Origin of the sequence: Novosphingobium terrae (assembly GCF_017163935.1) — a bacterium.
Lineage (GTDB): Bacteria > Pseudomonadota > Alphaproteobacteria > Sphingomonadales > Sphingomonadaceae > Novosphingobium > Novosphingobium terrae.
This window is the reverse complement of record NZ_JABVZR010000001.1, coordinates 3,644,988-3,664,118: the sequence shown is the minus strand read 5'-3', so window position 1 is coordinate 3,664,118 and position 19,131 is coordinate 3,644,988. Positions and strand designations below refer to the sequence as shown.

The 19,131-nt window shown below is 66.1% G+C and carries 12 protein-coding genes; 9 read left to right on the top strand and 3 right to left on the bottom strand.

The window, feature by feature from the left end:
• Positions 1 to 57 precede the first annotated feature (57 nt).
• The gene (locus HGK27_RS16395; protein WP_206241924.1) at positions 58 to 2,463 is read right to left on the bottom strand and encodes a TonB-dependent receptor; all 2,406 of its coding nucleotides are present in this window, start codon (positions 2,461 to 2,463) and stop codon (positions 58 to 60) included.
• Between the two features lie 269 nt (positions 2,464 to 2,732).
• Between HGK27_RS16395 and HGK27_RS16390 the strand changes: the two genes are divergently transcribed.
• From HGK27_RS16390 to HGK27_RS16360, 7 genes are all read left to right on the top strand, one after another.
• Positions 2,733 to 4,562 (top strand): retroviral-like aspartic protease family protein, encoded by a 1,830-nt coding sequence (locus HGK27_RS16390; RefSeq protein ID WP_206241923.1) that lies wholly within the window; start codon positions 2,733 to 2,735, stop codon positions 4,560 to 4,562.
• Between the two features lie 5 nt (positions 4,563 to 4,567).
• A complete protein-coding gene (locus HGK27_RS16385) occupies positions 4,568 to 5,896 on the top strand; it encodes an MATE family efflux transporter (RefSeq protein WP_456094183.1) in 1,329 nt (442 codons plus the stop codon).
• A gap of 77 nt (positions 5,897 to 5,973) precedes the next feature.
• Positions 5,974 to 7,113: a hypothetical protein gene (locus HGK27_RS16380; protein ID WP_206241922.1), complete on the top strand. Its 1,140-nt coding sequence runs from the start codon at positions 5,974 to 5,976 to the stop codon at positions 7,111 to 7,113.
• A 240-nt stretch (positions 7,114 to 7,353) separates the two neighbouring features.
• On the top strand, positions 7,354 to 9,372 hold the full coding sequence (locus HGK27_RS16375; protein ID WP_206241921.1) for an FUSC family protein: 2,019 nt from the start codon (positions 7,354 to 7,356) through the stop codon (positions 9,370 to 9,372).
• The gene (locus HGK27_RS16370) at positions 9,369 to 9,590 is read left to right on the top strand and encodes a DUF1656 domain-containing protein (protein ID WP_206241920.1); all 222 of its coding nucleotides are present in this window, start codon (positions 9,369 to 9,371) and stop codon (positions 9,588 to 9,590) included. Before HGK27_RS16375 ends, HGK27_RS16370 begins: the two co-directional genes overlap by 4 nt.
• Complete coding sequence (locus HGK27_RS16365) at positions 9,587 to 10,576, top strand: HlyD family efflux transporter periplasmic adaptor subunit (protein WP_206241918.1); 990 nt, start codon at positions 9,587 to 9,589, stop codon at positions 10,574 to 10,576. Before HGK27_RS16370 ends, HGK27_RS16365 begins: the two co-directional genes overlap by 4 nt.
• Positions 10,573 to 11,979, top strand: a complete 1,407-nt coding sequence (locus HGK27_RS16360; RefSeq protein ID WP_206241917.1) for an efflux transporter outer membrane subunit — start codon at positions 10,573 to 10,575, stop codon at positions 11,977 to 11,979. The genes HGK27_RS16365 and HGK27_RS16360 overlap by 4 nt, the downstream gene beginning before the upstream one ends.
• A gap of 265 nt (positions 11,980 to 12,244) precedes the next feature.
• Here the strand turns inward: HGK27_RS16360 and ppdK are convergent, their stop codons facing one another.
• Complete coding sequence (gene ppdK, locus HGK27_RS16355; protein WP_206241916.1) at positions 12,245 to 14,917, bottom strand: pyruvate, phosphate dikinase; 2,673 nt, start codon at positions 14,915 to 14,917, stop codon at positions 12,245 to 12,247.
• A gap of 223 nt (positions 14,918 to 15,140) precedes the next feature.
• On the bottom strand, positions 15,141 to 16,403 hold the full coding sequence (locus HGK27_RS16350) for a LysR family transcriptional regulator (protein WP_206241915.1): 1,263 nt from the start codon (positions 16,401 to 16,403) through the stop codon (positions 15,141 to 15,143).
• A gap of 243 nt (positions 16,404 to 16,646) precedes the next feature.
• Between HGK27_RS16350 and HGK27_RS16345 the strand changes: the two genes are divergently transcribed.
• Both HGK27_RS16345 and HGK27_RS16340 read left to right on the top strand, forming a co-directional pair.
• On the top strand, positions 16,647 to 17,630 hold the full coding sequence (locus tag HGK27_RS16345; protein ID WP_206241749.1) for a PhnD/SsuA/transferrin family substrate-binding protein: 984 nt from the start codon (positions 16,647 to 16,649) through the stop codon (positions 17,628 to 17,630).
• Positions 17,631 to 18,008: 378 nt separating this feature from the next.
• Entirely contained in the window at positions 18,009 to 19,034 is a 1,026-nt protein-coding gene (locus HGK27_RS16340; RefSeq protein ID WP_206241914.1) for an amidohydrolase family protein, read from the top strand.
• The last annotated feature ends 97 nt before the right edge of the window (positions 19,035 to 19,131 follow it).

The following is a 19,131-nucleotide window of genomic DNA, read 5'->3' as shown; positions in this document are numbered from 1 at the left end:
TGAGGCCGGGGGTGAGCCCGGCCTCTTGTGTTACGCGATGGCGTTCAAGCGCAAGCTTTAGAAGCTGGCGCGCACCCGCACGCCGAAGCTGCGCGGATTGCCCGGATAGCCCTGAGCGATGCCCGTCGATTTGGTCAGGCCCAGCAGGTTGATGTAATAGCTCTTGTTCAGCAGATTGTCCGACCAGAGCTGCACGTCCAGCGCATCGCCCAGCAGCTTCACACCCACGCGGGCATTGACCAGCGCATAGGCCGGGATGTTGGCCAGCGGGTCCAGCGTGATGGTGGTGTTCTGGCTGGTGCGCCAATTGGCATCGACCATCCAGTAGCCCTTCACATTGTGATTCAACTGCAAGGTCTGATCGAGGCTCAGGTCGGCGGTCCACTTCGGCGCCCAGGCCACCTGCTGGCCGGTCAGGTCGCAGGAGAGGGCGGTGTATTCCGCCGGGCAGGCCGAATTGTGGAACGAGCTGTAATAGGCATGGTCGAAAGCGACAAAGCCCTTGGCGTGGAAGCCCTTGGGCAGCCAGGCCTCGGTTTCCAGCTCGACGCCGTTGGAGGTGAGCGAACCCACATTGGCCAGGAATTTCAGCGCCGTGTTGCCCACGCCCACCGATTCATTGGCCTGATAGTTGCTGACCTTGGTGTGATAGGCGGTCAGGTTGATCTGCAGGTGCTTGTCGAACCACTGGCTCTTGATGCCGCCTTCGAAATTGTCGGCCTGCTCGCCCTTCACGGTCTGGCCGCCGCCCAGCGCGAAGATGCGCGGATCGACCACCGGCAGCAGGTTGAAGCCCGCCGACTTGTAGCCGCGCGCGTATTTGGCATAGAGCATCACGTCAGGCGTGACCTGATAGCTCAGCGTGCCCTCGCCCGAGAGCGCATTGTCCTTCAGCGACTGGTTGACCGAGCCCATCGCCGCATTGGCGGCAGCGCTCGACATATCGGCGATCTGCGCGGCGTTGAGGTTGCCGGTGTTCGAGGTCAGGATGCCCGAATAGAACTCGCTGCGGCTTTCCCAAGTGTAGCGCAGCCCGCCATCCAGCGCGAGCTTGCGGTCCGCAGTGGGATGCCAGCTGACATTGGCGAAGAGCGCTTCGGTGTTGGTGTGGAACACGGCATGGCTGTTCATGCCCACGCCCGCCACGGCGCTGGCATAGGCGCCCTGCGCCCAGGTCTTGCCGCCCACTGTGGGGAAATCGGTGGCCGAGGGGTTGGCGGCCCAGATGTAATATTGGTCACCAAAGCGGATGCGGCTGTCCACCGCCAGCTGCTGGCGCGAGAGGAAGCCGCCGACAGTCGCCTCGATCGGGCGGCTCTTGGGTGTGGCCCAGCGCAGTTCCTGGCTGAACTGCTGCTCATTGTTGCACGAGCCGTAATCGGGGATGGCGTTCAGCTGGGTGTAGTCATTGTCGTTGTTGGTCCAGCACTTCCAGTGCTCCCAGGCGGTGATCGAGGTGATCGTGCCTGCGGTGCCCAGATCGTAGTCGATGGTGCCGCTGCCGGTGTAGGAATCGGTGCGGGCGTTCAGCGCGGCATCGATGTTGATGTAGCGCTGGCTGGCATTGCTGGCGTTCAGCGTATAGCCCGCCGCCGCCATGCGGGCCTGAAGCGCGGTGGGGGTGTAGATCTGGGTCACGATGGGGGACATCGTGTTGAAACCCTGATGATTCCACGCCGCGATCAGGCGGACGGTCAGCTTCTCATTGGGGGTGAACAGCAGCTGGCCGCGCAGACCCTCACCCTGACGGCCATTCTGATACTGGCCGTTGTAGAGGTTCTTGTAGCTGCCATCCATCTCCGAATAATAGCCCGACAGGCGGAAGGCGAGCTTGCCGTCGATCAGCGGCCCGGTCAGGCTGGCCTTGCCCTCGCGGAGGCCCATATTGCCGACATTGGCCTCCGCCGTCACGCCCGGCTTGAAGCTGGGCTTGAGCGTGTTGATGATCACCGCGCCCGCCGTGGTGTTCTTGCCGAACAGCGTGCCCTGCGGCCCGCGCAGCAGCTCCACGTCAGCGATGTCGTTGAAATCATTGCTGACCATGCCCTGACGGCCGGTGTAGACGCCATCGACGAAAATGCCGACCGAGCCGTCGATGCCATCGGTGTTGAAACCGTTGTTGCCGATGCCGCGAATGCCAAGGTTCAGCTGCTTGGGGTTGGTCAGATAGACCGAGAAGGCCGGGAACTTGCTCTGGAAATCGGTGAAGTTCACCAGATTTTCGCGGGTCAGCTCATTGGCGGACAGGGTGGTGATGGGGATCGGCACGGCCTGCGCGTTTTCGGCGCGCTTGCGGGCATAGACGACAACCTCATGCGGGTCCTCGGCGGGCGGCGCTTCATCGGTGGCCTGCTCTGTCTGCGCTGCGGCCGCGGGGGCCGTTTCAGCGTGAGCGGACAGCGCGACAAAAGGCATCAGCGAAACCGAGGCAAGCGCCAGCATACGGCAAAAGGGAGACGTCATCGAAAACACACCTCATGAAGGGAGAGAACCCGTGCGGTCTTCTCGCCCGGGGAGCATGGGCGGGACCGTCCTGTCGGGGCGCTGATATGACCAGCCTGTTGCGCTTTTGTGACTTATTCATGCGCGGTACAGAAAGTTGCGTCCGTCTGTTGCGGCGGCGGGGGCCATCACGCAACTTTCTTTATCGTTTCGAGAAATGACAAGACAGATGCTTGTAAGTTGCTAGAAACCATCATGAATCGAAGGTGTTGCCAAAGGGATAGGGCAAGATGGTATCGAGCATTGGAAGGCGGGCTGTGCCCGTGATGATGGCGCTGGTCTGCACGATGACGGCGCAGGCGGCCCGGGCGGATGGTTGCAAGGTCGTCAATTATGGCACAATGCCGGTGGAGGTTGTGGGGGGGCGTGCCACCACCATGGTCAAGATCAATGGGCGCGATACGCGCTTCATTCTCGATACTGGTGCCTTCTACAATGTTATGGCGCGGGCCAATGCCAGCGCCATGGGGCTGACCCTGGAAATGGCGCCGATCGGCCTCACTCTGAGCGGCATCGGTGGTTCGTCAGGGGCCAATGTCACCCATGTGCGGGATTTCGGCGTTCTGGGGGCCGAGCTGCACAACATCGAATTCGTCGTCGGCGGCAGCGACATGGGCATGGGGCTGCTGGGCGCCAATCTGCTGGATCTGGCCGATCTGGATCTCGATCTGGCGCAGGGCAAGCTGGGCCTGCTCAAGCCCAACCTCAGCTGCCAGAAACTGTCGATGGCCTATTGGGCGAAAGACGGCAATTACAATGAGGTGAAGCTGCTGCCCACTGAAGGCCAGCTCGACCGCAAAAGCCGCTTCACCGTGATGATCAATGGCAAGCCGGTCAAGGCGCTGCTGGACACTGGCGCGCCCAGCACGATCATCAGCCGCAAGGCTGCCCTGCGCACCGGCATCGATCTGTCTCCGGCCGCGGCCAAATCGAACGGGATGACGGGCGGCTTCGGGCGCAAGCGCTATGAATCATGGATCGCCCGCGTCGCTCTGTATCAGGTGGGCACCGAAAGCATCCAGAACAGCCGCATGTCGGTGATCGACGGCGATATCGAGGATCGCAGCGATCCGGTCGAAATGCTGGTGGGGCTGGATTTTATCCTTTCGCATCATCTCTGGATCGCCAACAGCCAGCGCAAGATCTATTTCAGCTACAATGGCGGCCGTGTTTCCGCGCATGACAAATTGAGCGAGATGAGCGCGGCCTCCACCCCCGGCGTCGAAAACAAGGATGAACCCAGGACGGCGCAGGATTATGGCCTGCGCGGTCAGGCCCGGCTGACGCGCGGCGATACGGTCGGCGCCATGGACGATCTGGACAAGGCCATCGCCATGGCCCCCGATGCCCCGGCCAGCGCCGATTTCTACTATGCCCGCGCCCGCGCGAAAATGACCCCGAAGGATGGCGCGCGCGTCCCCGCCGCCACGGTGGAGACGGCCCTCACCGATCTGGACATGGCCGTGCAGCTGGCGCCCGACAAGCCCGAGGTGCTGATCATGCGCGCCCGCCTGCATCTGGTCCGCGGCCAGCGCGACAAGGCCGAGCGTGCCAAGGGTGAGGCCGATGTCGCCACGCTGCGCAGCAAGATTCCCGCCGGATCGACGCTGGTGCGCCCGCTGGCCAGCATGCTGATCGAGACCGGCCAGCCTGCCGATGCCTTGCCCTTCCTCGACGACTGGATGCGCCTCCACCCCGAGGACAGCGAGGTCAATTCCATGCTCAATCTGCGCTGCTGGGCGCGCGGGCTGGCAGGCACCATGCTGGAGGAAGCCGCTCAGGACTGCCGCAAGGCGATCAAGCGCGACGGGCCCAAGCCCGCCTATCTGGACAGCCAGTCGCTGGTCGAGCTGCGGCTGGGCCATAATCAGGCGGCGCTCGACGGTTACAAGCAGGTGCTGGCTCAGGCGCCCGCCATGGGCTGGGCGCGCTATGGTCAGGCGCTGGCCAAGCTGCGGCTGGGTCAGACGGATGAGGGCAAGGCCGAGCTGGCCGCTGTCACCGCCGCCAATCCCGGCATCGTGGCGCAGGCCACGCATCTCGGCCTGACGCCGCCGTAACACGCATGATGAAGGCACGCGTGATCTGGGCATTGGCGCTGCCGGCCATGCTCACCAACATTGCCACCGCCCTGTTCGGTCTGGCCGATCTGTGGGTGATCGGCCGGCTGGGCGATGCCGCCGCGCAGGGCGGGGTGGAGCTGGGCGCGCGCTTCATGACCTCGCTGCTGGTGGTGTTCAACTTCCTGCGCACCGGTACCACGGCGCTTAGCGCCCAACAGGCTGGCGCTCTCAGCGCCCAACAGGCCGGACGGGGTGACGCGGGCGAGCAGGCCGCCACGCTGGCCCGCGCGGCGCTGCTGGCGGGCGCCATCGCCGCGCTGCTGCTGGCGGCCTATCCGCTGATCGTGCCGCTGGGGCTGGAGTGGCTGGGGGCAAAAGGGGATCTCTCGGTTCTGGCCGGGGCCTATATTGCGCGGCGCTATGGCGCGGTGCCTGCCGCGCTGATCAATGGCGCGCTCACCGGCTGGCTGGTGGGGCAGCGGCAGGTGCGCGGTGTGCTGGCCGCCGAGGTGGGCGCCAATCTGGTGCATATCGCGCTGGACCTGACTCTGGTGCTGGGCCTGCATTGGGGCGTGCAGGGCGTGGCCAGCGCCTCGCTGATCTCCGAATGGCTGAAATTCGCCTTTCTTCTCACGCTGGCGGTCAGGCAGGGGGCATGGCAGGGCCTGCATCAGCACCGCGCGCTGCTGGGCGATCTGGCGCCCTTCCGCCGCCTGCTGGCGCTCAACCGGGACCTGTTCCTGCGCACCCTGCTGCTGACGGGCGTGATGCTGGAATTCACGCGGGCAGGCGCGAAGGCGGGTGCCGTGACGCTGGCTGCCAATGGCATTCTCTTCCAGATGTTCATGCTCTCCGCCCTGATCCTCGACGGTTTCGAGACCGCCGCTCAGGTCCTCTGCGGCGAGGCGGCAGGGCAGGGTGACGCCCCCGCCTTCCGCGCGGCGGTGCGCGCCAATCTGCGCTGGGGGCTGGGGCTGGGGCTGGTGATCACGCTGGTCTATGCCGTGGCGGGGGCGGACATCGCCTCCAGCTTCACGCTCAACCCTCAGGTGCGCGCTGCCGCCACCCGGATCGCGCCATGGGCCGCCGCCCTGCCGGTGCTGGGGGTGGCCTCCTATGTGATGGACGGGGTCTTTGTGGGGGCAGGCTGGGCGCGGGCGATGCTGGGCACGATGGCCGCCGCTTTCCTGGCCTTCAATGCGGCGCTGTGGCTGGCGGCGCCCTGGGGCAACATCGGCCTGTGGCTCTCTTTCTACATCCTGCTGATCGCGCGCGCGGGCGGGCAACTCTTGTGCTTGCCGGGACTGGTGCGACGGCGCCTTGCCGGGTAAGGAAGGATACGGGTCTCGCCGGGGAAGAGCTTAGAGCAAGCCAGCGGGACCAAGGGGTTATCGACGAAAGCCGGGACATGAGACAGATCGACATCGCGGCCCGCGGCAAGGGCCTCCTGTCCATGGGGGTACGGTTCGGCCTGCCGGCAGCCATGCTGGCCGCCCTGCCGACGATGGCGCTGGCCCAGACACAAACTCGGACCGAGGCACAGGCCGTTGCGTCCGCTGACGCCGTGTCGTCCGAACCGGCCCCGCCCGACACCGCGAACGTTCCCTGCCCCGCCGATGGCATGGAGCATTGCCTGCAGGTCCCCGGCGTGGCCGTCCCGCCTGAGGCCGGCAATCATCCGGTGATCGTGCCGCCGCCCGCGCTGTGGTCGATCGGTGTCTCGGGCGGTCTGGCCCCGCGCGACGGCGGCGCGACCGGCGCCTATGGCGCTGTCGAGCTGCGCCGCCAGATCGGCCATGGCTATGTGCAGCTGGGCGCCATGCGCTATCACACGCCGCTGCTCTCCGATGCGGTGTCGGCGGCCTCCACCTTCAATGTCGGCACGCTGGCGGGGGGGATCAACCTCAACAACTGGCTGCTCGATGGCTATGTCAGCTATGGCTGGCAGCATTTCGGCGCGGTGCGCGTCGACGATGGCAGCGGGGTGAACACCATCGTGCGCCCCAGCAACGGGCCCAGCGGCAGCCCCTATTACGCGGCGGGCGCCAGCGTGGGGAAGATGATCCCGGTCAGCAACCGCACCTTTATCACGCCCACGCTGGCGGTGGTCTATGCCTGGGGGCGCTGGCTGCGTCCGGCGGGCACCGTGCTGCAGGGCCCCGATCAGCCGGTAAGCGCCGGGCAGGATTACGCCACCGGCGAACCGACCTGGACCGGCACCATGCGGCTGCGCGTCGATCATATGATGGGCCGGGCGCGGCGCAGCTATCTGGGCGTGTCTCTGGCCGGTCTGTGGTCCAGCAATGCCACCTCCTTTGCCGGGGCGGGCGGCGTGGGCGGGGTCGGCGGGCCTGCCGGGTCTGGCCCGGGGCTGCCGGGGCCGGGCGCCAATGCCTATCGCCTGCATGATCCCTGGGTGGAGGTGGCGCTGCATGGCTCGCTGGCGATGACCCGCCTGCTGCGTGCGGAGCTGACCGTGGCGCGCACCGCAGGGCTGGTTTCGGGCGACACCACGACCATCAACATCGGATTGCGTCATCAATTCTGAAGAGCTGTTGTTTAGACCAAGGGGTAAGGCTTTATTGGCGGTTGGTCGGATTGATTGTGGAGGGGCCCCTGCGTAACGGGGCAGATGGGGGGGTATGAGAGACCGGATGATCTTGACCCCAGTGAATTGCTGCAGCGGCCATGCCTGCATGGCCGCTCAAAGCGCTTGTGTGCCATGTGCCGACGTGACGGGATGCCGCCGCGTTGCCTTGCCGCGCGCCTGTCAGGCGGGGCAGGATTGATGAAGAATCTGGGCCCGGCCACGCTCTATTCGCTCAAGACCGCCGCGGCGGCCTTTGCCGCGCTGGGCATCTCGCTGGCGGTGGGGCTGCCCATGCCCTTCTGGGCGATGACCACCGTCTATATCACCAGCAATCCCCTGTCTGGCGCCACGCGCTCCAAATCGATCTATCGCGTGATGGGCACCACCATCGGCGCGGCGGTGGCCGTGGCCATGGTGCCTGCTCTGGTGGACTGGCCCGCGCTGCTCAGCCTGGGGCTGGCGGCATGGGTGGGTTTCTGCCTGACGGTCTCCTTGCTGGACCGCAGCCCGCGCGCCTATGTGATGATGCTGGCGGGCTACACCGCCGCCATCATCGGCTTTTCCAGCGTCGACCGGCCCGAGGCGATCTTCGACACGGCGGCGGCGCGCGTCACGGAAATCACGCTGGGCATCGTCTGCGTCACGGTGTCGCACAGCCTTTTCTGGCCCTTGTCGGTGGGCGATCGGCTGGGGCCGCGCCTGCATGGCTGGCTCTCCGATGCCGAGCAATGGATGCGCGATGCCATCGCGGGCAATCCCGATGAAATCGCCGACCGTCGCAAGCTGGCCGTCGATGCGCTGGACTGCATCGCGCTGGCGACCCATGTGCCCTACGACACCTCGCACTGGCGCGAGGCGACGCGGGTGGTGCAGGCGCTGCTCTATCGCATGCTGCTGCTGCTGCCGCTGCTCTCGGGCAGTGTGGACCGCCGTGCGGCGCTGGGCGACGATGCGGTGCTGGAGGAGGCCCTGGCCAGCACCGACCGCTGGCTGGACAATGGCGCGCCGCCGGAGGTCCCGGACTATCTGCACATGGCTCCGCCCGAGCGCGACTGGCGCGGACTGCTGCGCGAAAGCTTTCTGGTGCGCCTGACGCAAAGCGCCACGGTGATCGCCGAATGCCGCCAGCTGCTGGCACGGCTCGACAATCCCCATGCCTCCGTGCCCGATGCGCTGGTGGCGGAGCGGATTCCCCTCAAGCTGCACACCGATCCGGGCTCGGCGATTCTGGCCGGTCTGGCCGCGATGTTCGCGCTGATGCTGATCTGCACCTTCTGGATCTGGACCGGCTGGGTCGATGGCGGCGGGGCCGCGGCGATGACGGCGGTGTTCTGCTGCCTGTTTGCCGCGCTGGACAATCCGGTGCCCGCAATCCTCAACTTCGGCGGCTCGATCATCGCCAGCGTGCCGGTGGCGGGGGTGGTGCTGTTCGGTATCCTGCCGCATGTCGAAACCTTCGAGATGCTGTGTGTGGTGCTGCTGCCGATCTGTCTGGTGGCGGGCATCTTCATGATGCATCCGCGCTATGGCGGCACGGCCACGGCCTTTATGGTGGGCTTTGGCAGCGGCATCGCCATCACCGAAAATTACAACGCCGATCTGGCCCATTTCATCAACACCAATGGCGGGCAGGTGGTGGCCGTGGCGGTGGCCGTGGGCGTGACCGCCACCTTCCGCAAGGTCAGCTCGGAAAGCGCCATCGCCGTGCTGGTCAGGCGGCTGCATCACGATCTGGCGGTGCTGGCAGGGGCCCGCACCCCGCCCGATCCCAACCGCACGCTGGTGCGCGCCACCGATCAGCTGGCCCTGATCACCCAGCGCCTGACCGATGACACCGAGGGTTCGGTGGCGGGCCTTGGCGAGGTGCGCGTGGCGCTCAATCTGGTGACGATCCAGCATCTGCGGGTGAACGCGCCCCGCGCCCCCCGCGTGGCGCTGACCCGCCTGCTGCGCACCGCGCAGGACCATTTCGCCACCAGCCAGCCCGGCGATGCACCGCCGCCCGAGCTGCTGGGTCAGATCGACAAGGCGCTGCGCCTCACGCTGGATGGCCCCATGCCCACGCCGGAAGCGGCGGGCGAGCTGATCGGCCCCGGTGCGCTGATCGTCGCCAACCGCGCGCAGGGCCGCGCCGCTCTGGTGGCGATGCGCCGCAATCTTTTCCCCGCCGCCCCGGCCTTCGCGGTCGAGGGCCCCAGCCCGGAGGTGACTGCATGATCCCGGAATATTCCTTCGGCGGGGTGCTGGTGGCCACCGTGCCCGTCACCGCCTTTCTGGCCTTTATCATCGCACTGCTGATTCACCGTCTGCTGGTGGCTGTGCGCTTCTATCGCTGGGTCTGGCATCCCGTGCTGTTCGATACGGCCGTCTTCGTCACGATCTGGTGCCTCATCACCCTCTATCCCCTCCCCGTACCGCAAGGACTCCTGCCATGAACGCCCCCGTTTCCCGCAATCTGCGTCAGGTGATCCAGGTCGCCATCACCGGAGCGGCGGTGATCGTGGCGGTGATCGGCGCGCGTGCCCTGTGGATTCACTATCAGGTCGATCCATGGACCCGCGATGGCCGCGTCCGCGCCGAAGTGGTGCAGGTGGCGCCCGACGTGCAGGGGCTGGTGACGAAGGTCTATGTCGGCAATGACCAGCTGGTGCATCGCGGCGATGTGCTCTTCGAGATCGACCGTGCGCGCTTCGAACTGGCGCTGCATCAGGCCGAGGTCGCCCAGCAGAAGGCCGCCGCCGCCGTGATCCGCGCCGGAGCCGCGATCCAGAGCGCCACGGCCACGGTGAGCGAGGCCCGGCGTGAGGCCAGCCGCAACAAGGGGCTGGGCGAGCTGGTCGCCACCGAAACCACCGAGCAGAGCCAGACCAAGGTGGCCGAGGGTGAGGCCAAGCTGGCCGAAGCCCGTGCCGCTCTGGCCGAGGCGCAGACGGCGGTGGCCGAAGCGAAGAACGCCCGCGATGTGGCGGCGCTGAATCTGGAGCGCACCCGTGTGGTGGCGCCGCTGGACGGTCGCCTGTCGGACCTCTCGCTGCGGCCCGGCAATTATGTGTCGCCCGGCAAGCCGGTGCTGGCGCTGGTGGACACCGGTTCGCTGCGCATCGAGGGCTATTTCGAGGAAACCAAGCTGCCTCAGGTCCATATCGGCCAGCGCGCCACCGTGCGCCTGATGGGCGAGAACCGGACGCTCAACGGCCATGTCACCTCCATCGCCTCGGCCATCGAGGATCATGACCGCTCGGCCAGCCCCAATGGTCTGCCCGCGATCAACCCCAACTTCAGCTGGGTGCGTCTGGCCCAGCGCGTGCCCGTGCGTATCGCTCTCGACAATCCGCCCGCCGATGTGGCGCTGATCTCGGGCCGCACCGCCACGGTGACGCTGGATCAGGGCAGGAAGAAGCAGCAGGAGCAGCACAAGTGAGGCGCCTGCTTTCCGGGGTTGCCCTTCTGGCGCTGGCGGGCTGCGGCGTGCCGCCCCATGTCGCGCAGAAGCCGGTGATCGACAATCCCGCGACCCAGGCCGCCTTCCGCGAGGGGGATGCCCTCCAGCAGGCCGGGGCTGTGTCTCGCGAGGATCTGCCCGCGCGCTGGTGGCATCTCTATGACGATCCGGTGCTCGATGCGCTGGAAGAGCAGGCGCTGGCCGCCAACACCGATCTGCGCGTGGCGCAGGCCAGCCTGACCCGCGCCCGCGCCGTCACCGCCGCCGCGGAAGGGCAGCACGAACCCGATTTCGCCGCCAGCTTCGCCGCCGAACGCGCGCGCCTCTCGGGCGAATCCTATCTGCTGACTGAACCGATCCCCGTCTCCACGCTGGGCACGGGCTCGCTGGAGATGTCCTATCAGATCGACCTCTTCGGGCGCATCAAGCACAGCATCGAAGCCGCGCGCGCCGATGAGGAAGCCACTGTCGCCACCATCGGCGCGGTGAAGGTGACTCTGGCCGCCGATGTTGCCCGCTCCTACATCACCATCTGCGGCGCCAACGAAGACCTCGAACTGGCCGAGCAGGCGGTGGAGCTGCAAGGCCACGCGCTGGATGTGGCTAAACGCCTTCAAGCCGCCGGGCGCACCTCCACGGTGGAAGTGACCGCAGCGGAAGGCCGCTATGAGCAGTTGCGCGCGCTGGTGCCGGTGCAAAAGGCGCGGGCGCAGGCGGCGCTCTACAGGCTGGCCTATCTGATGGGCCGCACCCCGTCCGAATATCCGCGCGAGGCCGAAGGCTGCAAGGCCGTGCCTCAGCTGAAAAACCCGCTGCCCGTCGGCGATGGCGCCGCCCTGCTGCGCCGCCGCCCGGACGTGCGTATGGCCGAGCGCCATCTGGCCGGGGCCACCGCGCGCATCGGCGTGGCGACCTCCGAAATGTACCCCAGCGTGGGCATCGGCATTTCGGGCGGCTCAAGCGGCTTCCTCAGCGATCTGGGGCAGGCGGCGGCCAATATGTGGGCCGTGGGCGGGCTGATCCACTGGAACATCCCCGGCGCCGGAGCCCGCGCGAAAGTCCGCGCGGCAGGCGCCGATGCCGATGCCGCGCTGGCCCGCTTCGACGGCGTGGTGCTGGGCGCCCTGCGCGAGACGGAAACCGCGCTCAACGCCTATGCGCAGGACCGTGACCGCACCGTGGCGATCATCGCCGCGCGTGAGGCAGCGGATAAGGCTGCCGATGAGGCGCGCAGATTGCGTGCCGGTGGTCGGTCGCCGCTGCTGGCGGATATCGGCGGGCGTCAGGGCGCTGTCGGGGCCAAGGCCTCCGAGCTGAGCGCGCGTGAGGGGCTGGCTCAGGATCAGGTGACGCTGTTTCTCGCTTTAGGCGGGGGTTGGTAAGGGGTTTGGAAGAAAAAGGAGAATGCGAGGGTGTTACACCCTCGCGCTCCCTTTAGTGTCTGCGTGGCGCACCGGGTTCGGTCATAGGGCTAACGTCGCGGCGCCGCAGGCTTTGAAACGAGAAAAGGCGCCGGGGCATTCCTGCCTGCGGCGCCTTTTTCGTGCCCGTGGAAAGTTTGCGCACCGTTCGGATGCCACCAACCTTCATGTCGGGAGACGTTATGGGAGCGCGAGGGGGTAACCCCCTCGCACCTTCCCTTTTCTTTTACCCCTTGATCGCAGCCTGAGCCGCCGCCAGTCGCGCAATCGGCACGCGGAACGGCGAGGCCGAGACGTAATCCAGCCCGGTCGCCTCGCAGAAGGCGATGGAGGCGGGATCGCCGCCATGCTCACCGCAGATGCCCAGCTTGATGTCGGGGCGGGTCTTGCGGCCACGCTCGGCGGCCAGAGACACAAGCTGGCCCACGCCTTCGATGTCGAGGCTGACGAAGGGATCGCGCGGGTAGATGCCCTGATCGACATAGGCGCCCAGGAAGCGCGCGGCGTCGTCGCGGCTGATGCCCAGCGTGGTCTGAGTCAGATCGTTGGTGCCGAAGGAGAAGAAGCGGGCTTCCTCGGCGATTTCACCGGCCATCAGCGCGGCGCGGGGCAGCTCGATCATGGTGCCGACGAGGTAGTCGAGGGTCTTGCCCTTCTCCTCGAAGACCTTGGCGGCGGTGCGGTCGATCAGGCCCTTGAGGATCTCGACCTCGCGCTTGGTGGCGACGAGCGGGATCATCACTTCCGGCACGATGGCCTCGCCGCTTTCCGTCGCGACCTCGCAGGCCGCCTCGAAGATGGCGCGGGCCTGCATCTCGTAGATCTCGGGGAAGGTGATGGCGAGGCGGCAGCCGCGATGGCCCAGCATGGGGTTGAACTCGTGGAGTTCGCCCGCGCGGCGCTTCAGGGTTTCCACGCCGATGCCGACGGTTTCCGAGAGGTCCGCGAATTCGGCGTCGCTGTGCGGCAGGAATTCGTGGAGCGGCGGATCGAGCAGGCGGATCGTGGCGGGCAGGCCGGCCATGATCTTGAAGATCGAGCGGAAATCCTCGCGCTGGGCAGGCAGCAGATGCGCCAGTGCCGAGCGGCGACCGGCCTCATCCTCGGCGAGGATCATCTGGCGCACATAGGGAATGCGCTCGGCGTCGAAGAACATATGCTCGGTGCGGCACAGGCCGATACCCTCGGCGCCGAAGACGCGCGCCATGCGGCAATCTTCCGGCGTTTCGGCGTTGGTGCGCACCTTCATGCGGCGGTGCTTGTCGGCCCAGCCCATCAGCGTGGCGAAATCGTCGCCCAGTTCGGGCTCGATGGTGGGGACGGCGCCCGCGAAGACATCGCCGGTGCTGCCGTCGATGGTGATGACGTCGCCTTCCTTTAGCTCGCGATTGCCGAAACGGAGCGTGCGGCTGCGGTTGTCGATCGAGATCGTGCCCATGCCCGACACGCAGGGACGGCCCATGCCGCGCGCCACCACGGCGGCGTGGCTGGTCATGCCGCCGCGTGCCGTCAGCACGCCGCGGGCGGCATGCATGCCCGCAATGTCCTCGGGGCTGGTTTCGACGCGCACGAGGATGACGTTCTCGCCGCGCTCGGCCCACTGCTGGGCGGTGTCGGCGTCGAGCGCGATGATGCCGTTGGCGGCGCCAGGCGAGGCGGGCAGGCCCTTGCCCAGATTGTCACGCTCGGCCTTGGGGTCGAGGGCGGGGTGGAGCAGCTGGTCCAGCGCCATGGGATCGACGCGCAGGATGGCTTCCTTCTCGTCAATCAGGCCTTCCTGCACCATCTCCACCGCGATCTTCAGCGCGGCCTTGGCGGTGCGCTTGCCGCTGCGGGTCTGAAGCATGAAGAGCTGGTTGCGCTCGACGGTGAACTCGATGTCCTGCATGTCCTTATAGTGCTTTTCCAGCACTTCGAACACATTGGCCAGCTCGCCATAGGCCTGCGGCATGGCTTCTTCCATGCTCGGTGCCTTGGCACCGGCGCGCTCACGCGCCTGCTTGGTGAGATACTGAGGCGTGCGGATGCCCGCCACCACGTCCTCGCCCTGGGCGTTGACCAGCCATTCACCGTAATAGGCCTTTTCGCCGGTCGCCGGGTCGCGGGTGAAGGCCACGCCGGTGGCCGAGGTGTCGCCCATATTGCCGAAGACCATCGCCTGCACATTGACGGCGGTGCCCCAGCCACCGGGAATGTCATTCAGGCGGCGGTAGACCTTGGCGCGCTCGCTCTCCCAGCTGTCGAAGACGGCGCCGATGGCGCCCCACAGCTGCTCATGCACATCCTGAGGGAAGGGGCGGCCCAGCTCATCCTGCACGATCTGCTTGTAGACCGTGACGAGGGCCTGCCAGTGTTCGGCCTCAAGCTGGGTGTCCTCATGGAAGCCATTGTCTTCCTTGGCCTGCTCCAGCGCTTCCTCGAACAGATGATGTTCCAGACCCAGCACCACGTCCGAGTACATCTGGATGAAGCGGCGGTACGAATCCCACGCGAAACGCAGATTGCCCGAACCATCGGCCAGCCCCTGCACCGTCTGGTCGTTGAGGCCGAGGTTCAGCACCGTATCCATCATGCCCGGCATCGACACGCGCGCGCCCGAGCGGACCGAGACCAGCAGCGGGTTGGCGGTGTCACCGAAGATGCGGCCCGTGGCCTCTTCGATATGCTTCACGCCATCGGCCACGCCCGCGCGCAGCGAATCGTCGAACTGCTTGCCGTTGCTGTTGTAGACCGCGCAGAACTCGGTGCTGATCGTCAGGCCTGCAGGCACGGGCAGGCCGATGCTGGCCATCTCGGCCAGATTGGCGCCCTTGCCGCCCACCACGGTCTTGTCGCGTGAGCGCGGATCGACCGAATTGGCGCCATTCCCGAACTTGAATACGTATGGAGTATCGCTCATGCTGTCCTCTGCAAACGGGGCGCGACCGTGGGGGCCACTGTTTCTGATCGTGCCTTAGGGGGGATTCCCTTAAGCGGACAAGAAGGGGCTTGTGCAGTTGTGCAGCTGCACACAAATTTCTTGTGCAGATGCGGGGCCGGGGCGATGATGCCGGGGGCATGGGATAAGTCGCTCAGAAACCATGCTTTCCTGCCTTTTTCTGTCCATTCGCTGCATCAACGCTTCAACCTTCCGCATGATCCTGCGCGGAGGAAACACGCGGCAAACGCAGCGGACTTGTCGAGGCGGTGACACGCGCCCGCAGCAGATCGAGAAAATCACGATGCAGCGCGGTGGGCAACCAGTCTGCGCGCATGGTGATGCCGATGGCGGGCACGGGGCTGATGCTGCGGAAGGGCAGGGCGGCCAGCGTGCCGTCCTGATGAGTCAGCTCGTAGGAGGTCATCAGTGTCAGCCGCCCGCTGCCGCTCAGCAACGGGCGGATCACCGAGATGGAGGAGGTGGCGATCGGCGCCTTGGGCCTCGCCGCACCCCTGAACAGCGCATCGAAACAGGCCCGGCGGCTGGAGCCTTCGGCGCCCACCACCCAGTCATAGCGGGCCAGATCCTCCAGCGTGACCATGGCCGCCCTGGTCAAGGGATGGCCCCGGCGGGCCACCACCAGCCAGGGCGTCTCGGCCAGAAATTCATGAGCCAGATCGGCGCCGCTGGTCTCCTGCGCCAGGCCGATCACCAGATCGACATCGCCTGAGCGCAGGCGCTTCATCATCTCGCTGGCGCCCTCATTGGTGATGCGCAGATCGGCGCGGGGGTGGCGTGCCATGAACTCCTCAAGCACGCTGGCCAGCAGCACGCTGCCGCCAAAGGGCAGGGCGCCGATGGTGATGCGGCTGGTGGCGGTGTCGCCCTGCTGCGCGGCGATTTCACGCAGCGCCCAGGTGATCTCCTGAAGCGCCAGCTTGAGCTTGCGGCCAAACTCGATGCCCTCGGGCGTGACCATCACCCCGGCGGCGGTGCGGCAATAGACGCTCTGGCCAAGGCTGCTCTCCAGATCGCGCGCGGCGCGCTGCAGGCTGGCCTGCGTGATCCCCAGCGCCCGCGCGGCGGCGGGGAAGGAGCCCTGGGCGATGATCGCGATCAGCACGCGCACCTGCGAGCGGGTGATGCGCCGCGCGCTGTTGGCCGCCGCCGGATGCAGCACGCCCAGCTCGCCGATGGCGCGCTCGATCTGGTCGAACATGCGGCGGGTGCGGCGGTGCAGGATCAGCCCCGTGTCGGTCAGATCGCTGCCGCTGGCGCCCCGGTCGAGCAGAGCCACGCCGACCAGCTGCTCAAGCTTGGCCAGCGCCTGCGTGACGGCGGGCTGCGACAGATTGCACTCCTCCGACCCGCGCCGCACGCTGCCCAGCCGCCCGACGCTTTCGAACAATCTCAGCTGCCGGAAGCTGATGCCTTCTCCCTGATCCTGGAGCCTGTCTGGAACCATGCTTGTTCTCCCCCGACGCTGGCTAACAGCAAAGGCGGGCGGGGAGGAAAGGCGCCAAGGGGAAAACGGATCACCCTGTCGCACAATCGATCAGCCACCGGTCATCGCCCGAACCCTTTTGGCCGATAGGAAATGCTCCCTCGGTTAGAGGAAGTTGTGCGGCTCGATTGACGGTGTTGCGGGGGTTGGTGTGAGGAGGCGGGGTATTGAAGCCAGCTATGCAAGATTGAAGGAGAGACGACGATGGCCGAGAAGCTGCCCCTGACATTCGCGGTGGCCGAAGCGCCCCATACCTCGGCGCTGCGCGATGGCACGATTGGGGTGGAGGGCGTCGCGGGTGACTGGCTGACCATCAAGCCGCAGATCGGCGCCTTCCGCCGCATGGTCCGCGATGTGGAGTTCGACGTCTGCGAACTGGCCCCCACCACCTACATCATCGCCCGTGCCTATGGCGCGCCCTTCATCGCTTTGCCGATCTTCGTGCTGCGCAAGTTCCATCACGCGGGCCTGCTGGTGCGCGAGGACAGCGGCATCAAGCACCCCAAAGATCTGGAAGGCAAGAAGGTGGGCGTGCGTGCCTATTCGGTGACGACCGGCGCCTGGACCCGCCAGGTGCTGATCGACGAATACGGCGTGGACAACAGCAAGATCAACTGGTTCGTGGACGATGAAGAGCACGTCACCCAGATGAAGCTGCCCGCCAATGTCGCCCATGCCACGCGCCCGCTGGCCGATATGATGGCCGATGGCGAGCTTCAGGCGGGTTTCCACGGTAACGCGGGCATTGGCCGCAAGGGCAACCCCACCGCCGGCTTCAGCAACACCGGCTGGCAGGAGGTCGAGGCCCATTACCCCGACCTCTTCCCCAATGCCGAGGAGCTGGAGTGGGATTACTATCGCCGCACCGGCGTCTATCCGATGCACGGCACGATCGTGATCAAGGAATCGGTGGTGCGCGAGAACCCCTGGGTCGCCAAGGCCATCTATGAGGCCTTCGACGAAGCCAAGCAGGGCTGGCTCAAGGATCTGCACTCGGGCGCGGCGGATACGGCTTCGGACAAGCGCTATCGCAAGCTGCTGCCGCTGGTGGGGCATGACCCGCTGCCCTATGGCATCGATGAGAACATCAAGACGATCCAGGCGCTGGAGAAGACCGCCTTCGATCAGGGCTTGACCCCGCGCCGCATGAGCATGGACGAGCTGTTTATCGATCCGCGCAAGCTTTGAGGGGTCAGGAAGGCAGGAAAAGGAGAATGCGAGGGTGTTACACCCTCGCGCTCCCATGAATGTCTGCGTGGTGCTTCGGGTTCGGCCATAGGGCTAACGTCGCTGCGCCGCAGGCACCAGTTCAAGGCGCCGGGGCTTCCTGCCTGCGGCGCCTTTTTCGTGCCCGTGGAAAGGTTGCGCACCGCCAGGATGCCACCAACCTCAATGTCGGGAGACGTCATGGGAGCGCGAGGGGGTAACCCCCTCGCTTCTTCTCTCCCAACCCCTTCAAACGCCCAAACTCCACCCCAAGACTTATCTTCCGCAGATCACTATCAATGATCGGGCTTCTTCACATTCGCCTAAGCCGGGGCCAACCCTGCTTGACGGAGACCTCCGATGATCATCGACTGCCACGGCCATTTCACGACCGTCCCCAAGTCCTTCCGCGATTTCCGCGCTGCTCAGGTGGCGGCGGCCAATGATCCGGCCAATGCGCCCCCGCTCAGCGACGGCTACGTCACCGATGATCAGATCCGCGAGGGTGTCGGCAATGGCCAGCTCAAGCTGCAGCAGGAGCGCGGCTATGACCTCACGCTCTTCTCGCCCATCGCGGGCCTGATGAGCCACCATCTGGGCAATGAGCGCACCAGTCTGGAATGGGCCACGATCAGCAACGATCTGGTTCGCCGCGTGTGTGACATTTACCCTGAGAATTTCGTGCCCGTCGGCATGCTGCCGCAGAGCCCCTATGCGCCGCCCAAGAACTCGATCCCCGAGCTGAAGCGCATCGTGAACGAGCTGGGCTTCGTGGGCGTCAATGTGAACCCCGATCCCACCGGCGGCTACTGGACCGGCAAGCCCTTCACCGACAAGGAATGGTACCCCCTCTTCGAGGCGCTGTGCGAGCTGGATGTGCCCGCGATGGTCCACGTTGCCGCCAGCTGCAACCCCAACTTCCACGGCACCGGTGCGCATTACCTCAACGCCGACACCAGCGTGTTCATGCAGATCCTGCAGAGCAAGCTGTTCGAGGACTTCCCCACGCTGCGCCTGGTCATCCCGCATGGCGGCGGCGCGGTGCCCTACCACTGGGGCCGCTATCGCGGCATGAGCCTTGAGATGATGGACCGCCCGCTGGAAGGCCTGCTGAGCAACATCTTCTTCGACACCTGCGTCTATCACCACCCGGGCGTCGAGCTGCTCACCAAGGTCGTGCCGACCTCCAACGTGCTGTTCGGTTCGGAGATGATCGGCGCCGTGCGCGGCAAGGACCCTTGCACCGGGCATTATTTCGACGACACCAAGCGCTATGTGGACGCCTGTGAGGCGCTGTCCGAAGCGGATCGTCATGCGATCTATGAGGGCAATGCCCGCCGCGTCTATCCGCGTCTGGATGCCCTGTTGAAGGCAAGGGGGCTTTAAGAGGAAGAAGGAAGGGGAAGGGCGAGGGTGTTACACCCTCGCGCTCCCATGATTGTCTGCGTCGCGCATCGGGTTCGGCCATAGGGCTAACGTCGCG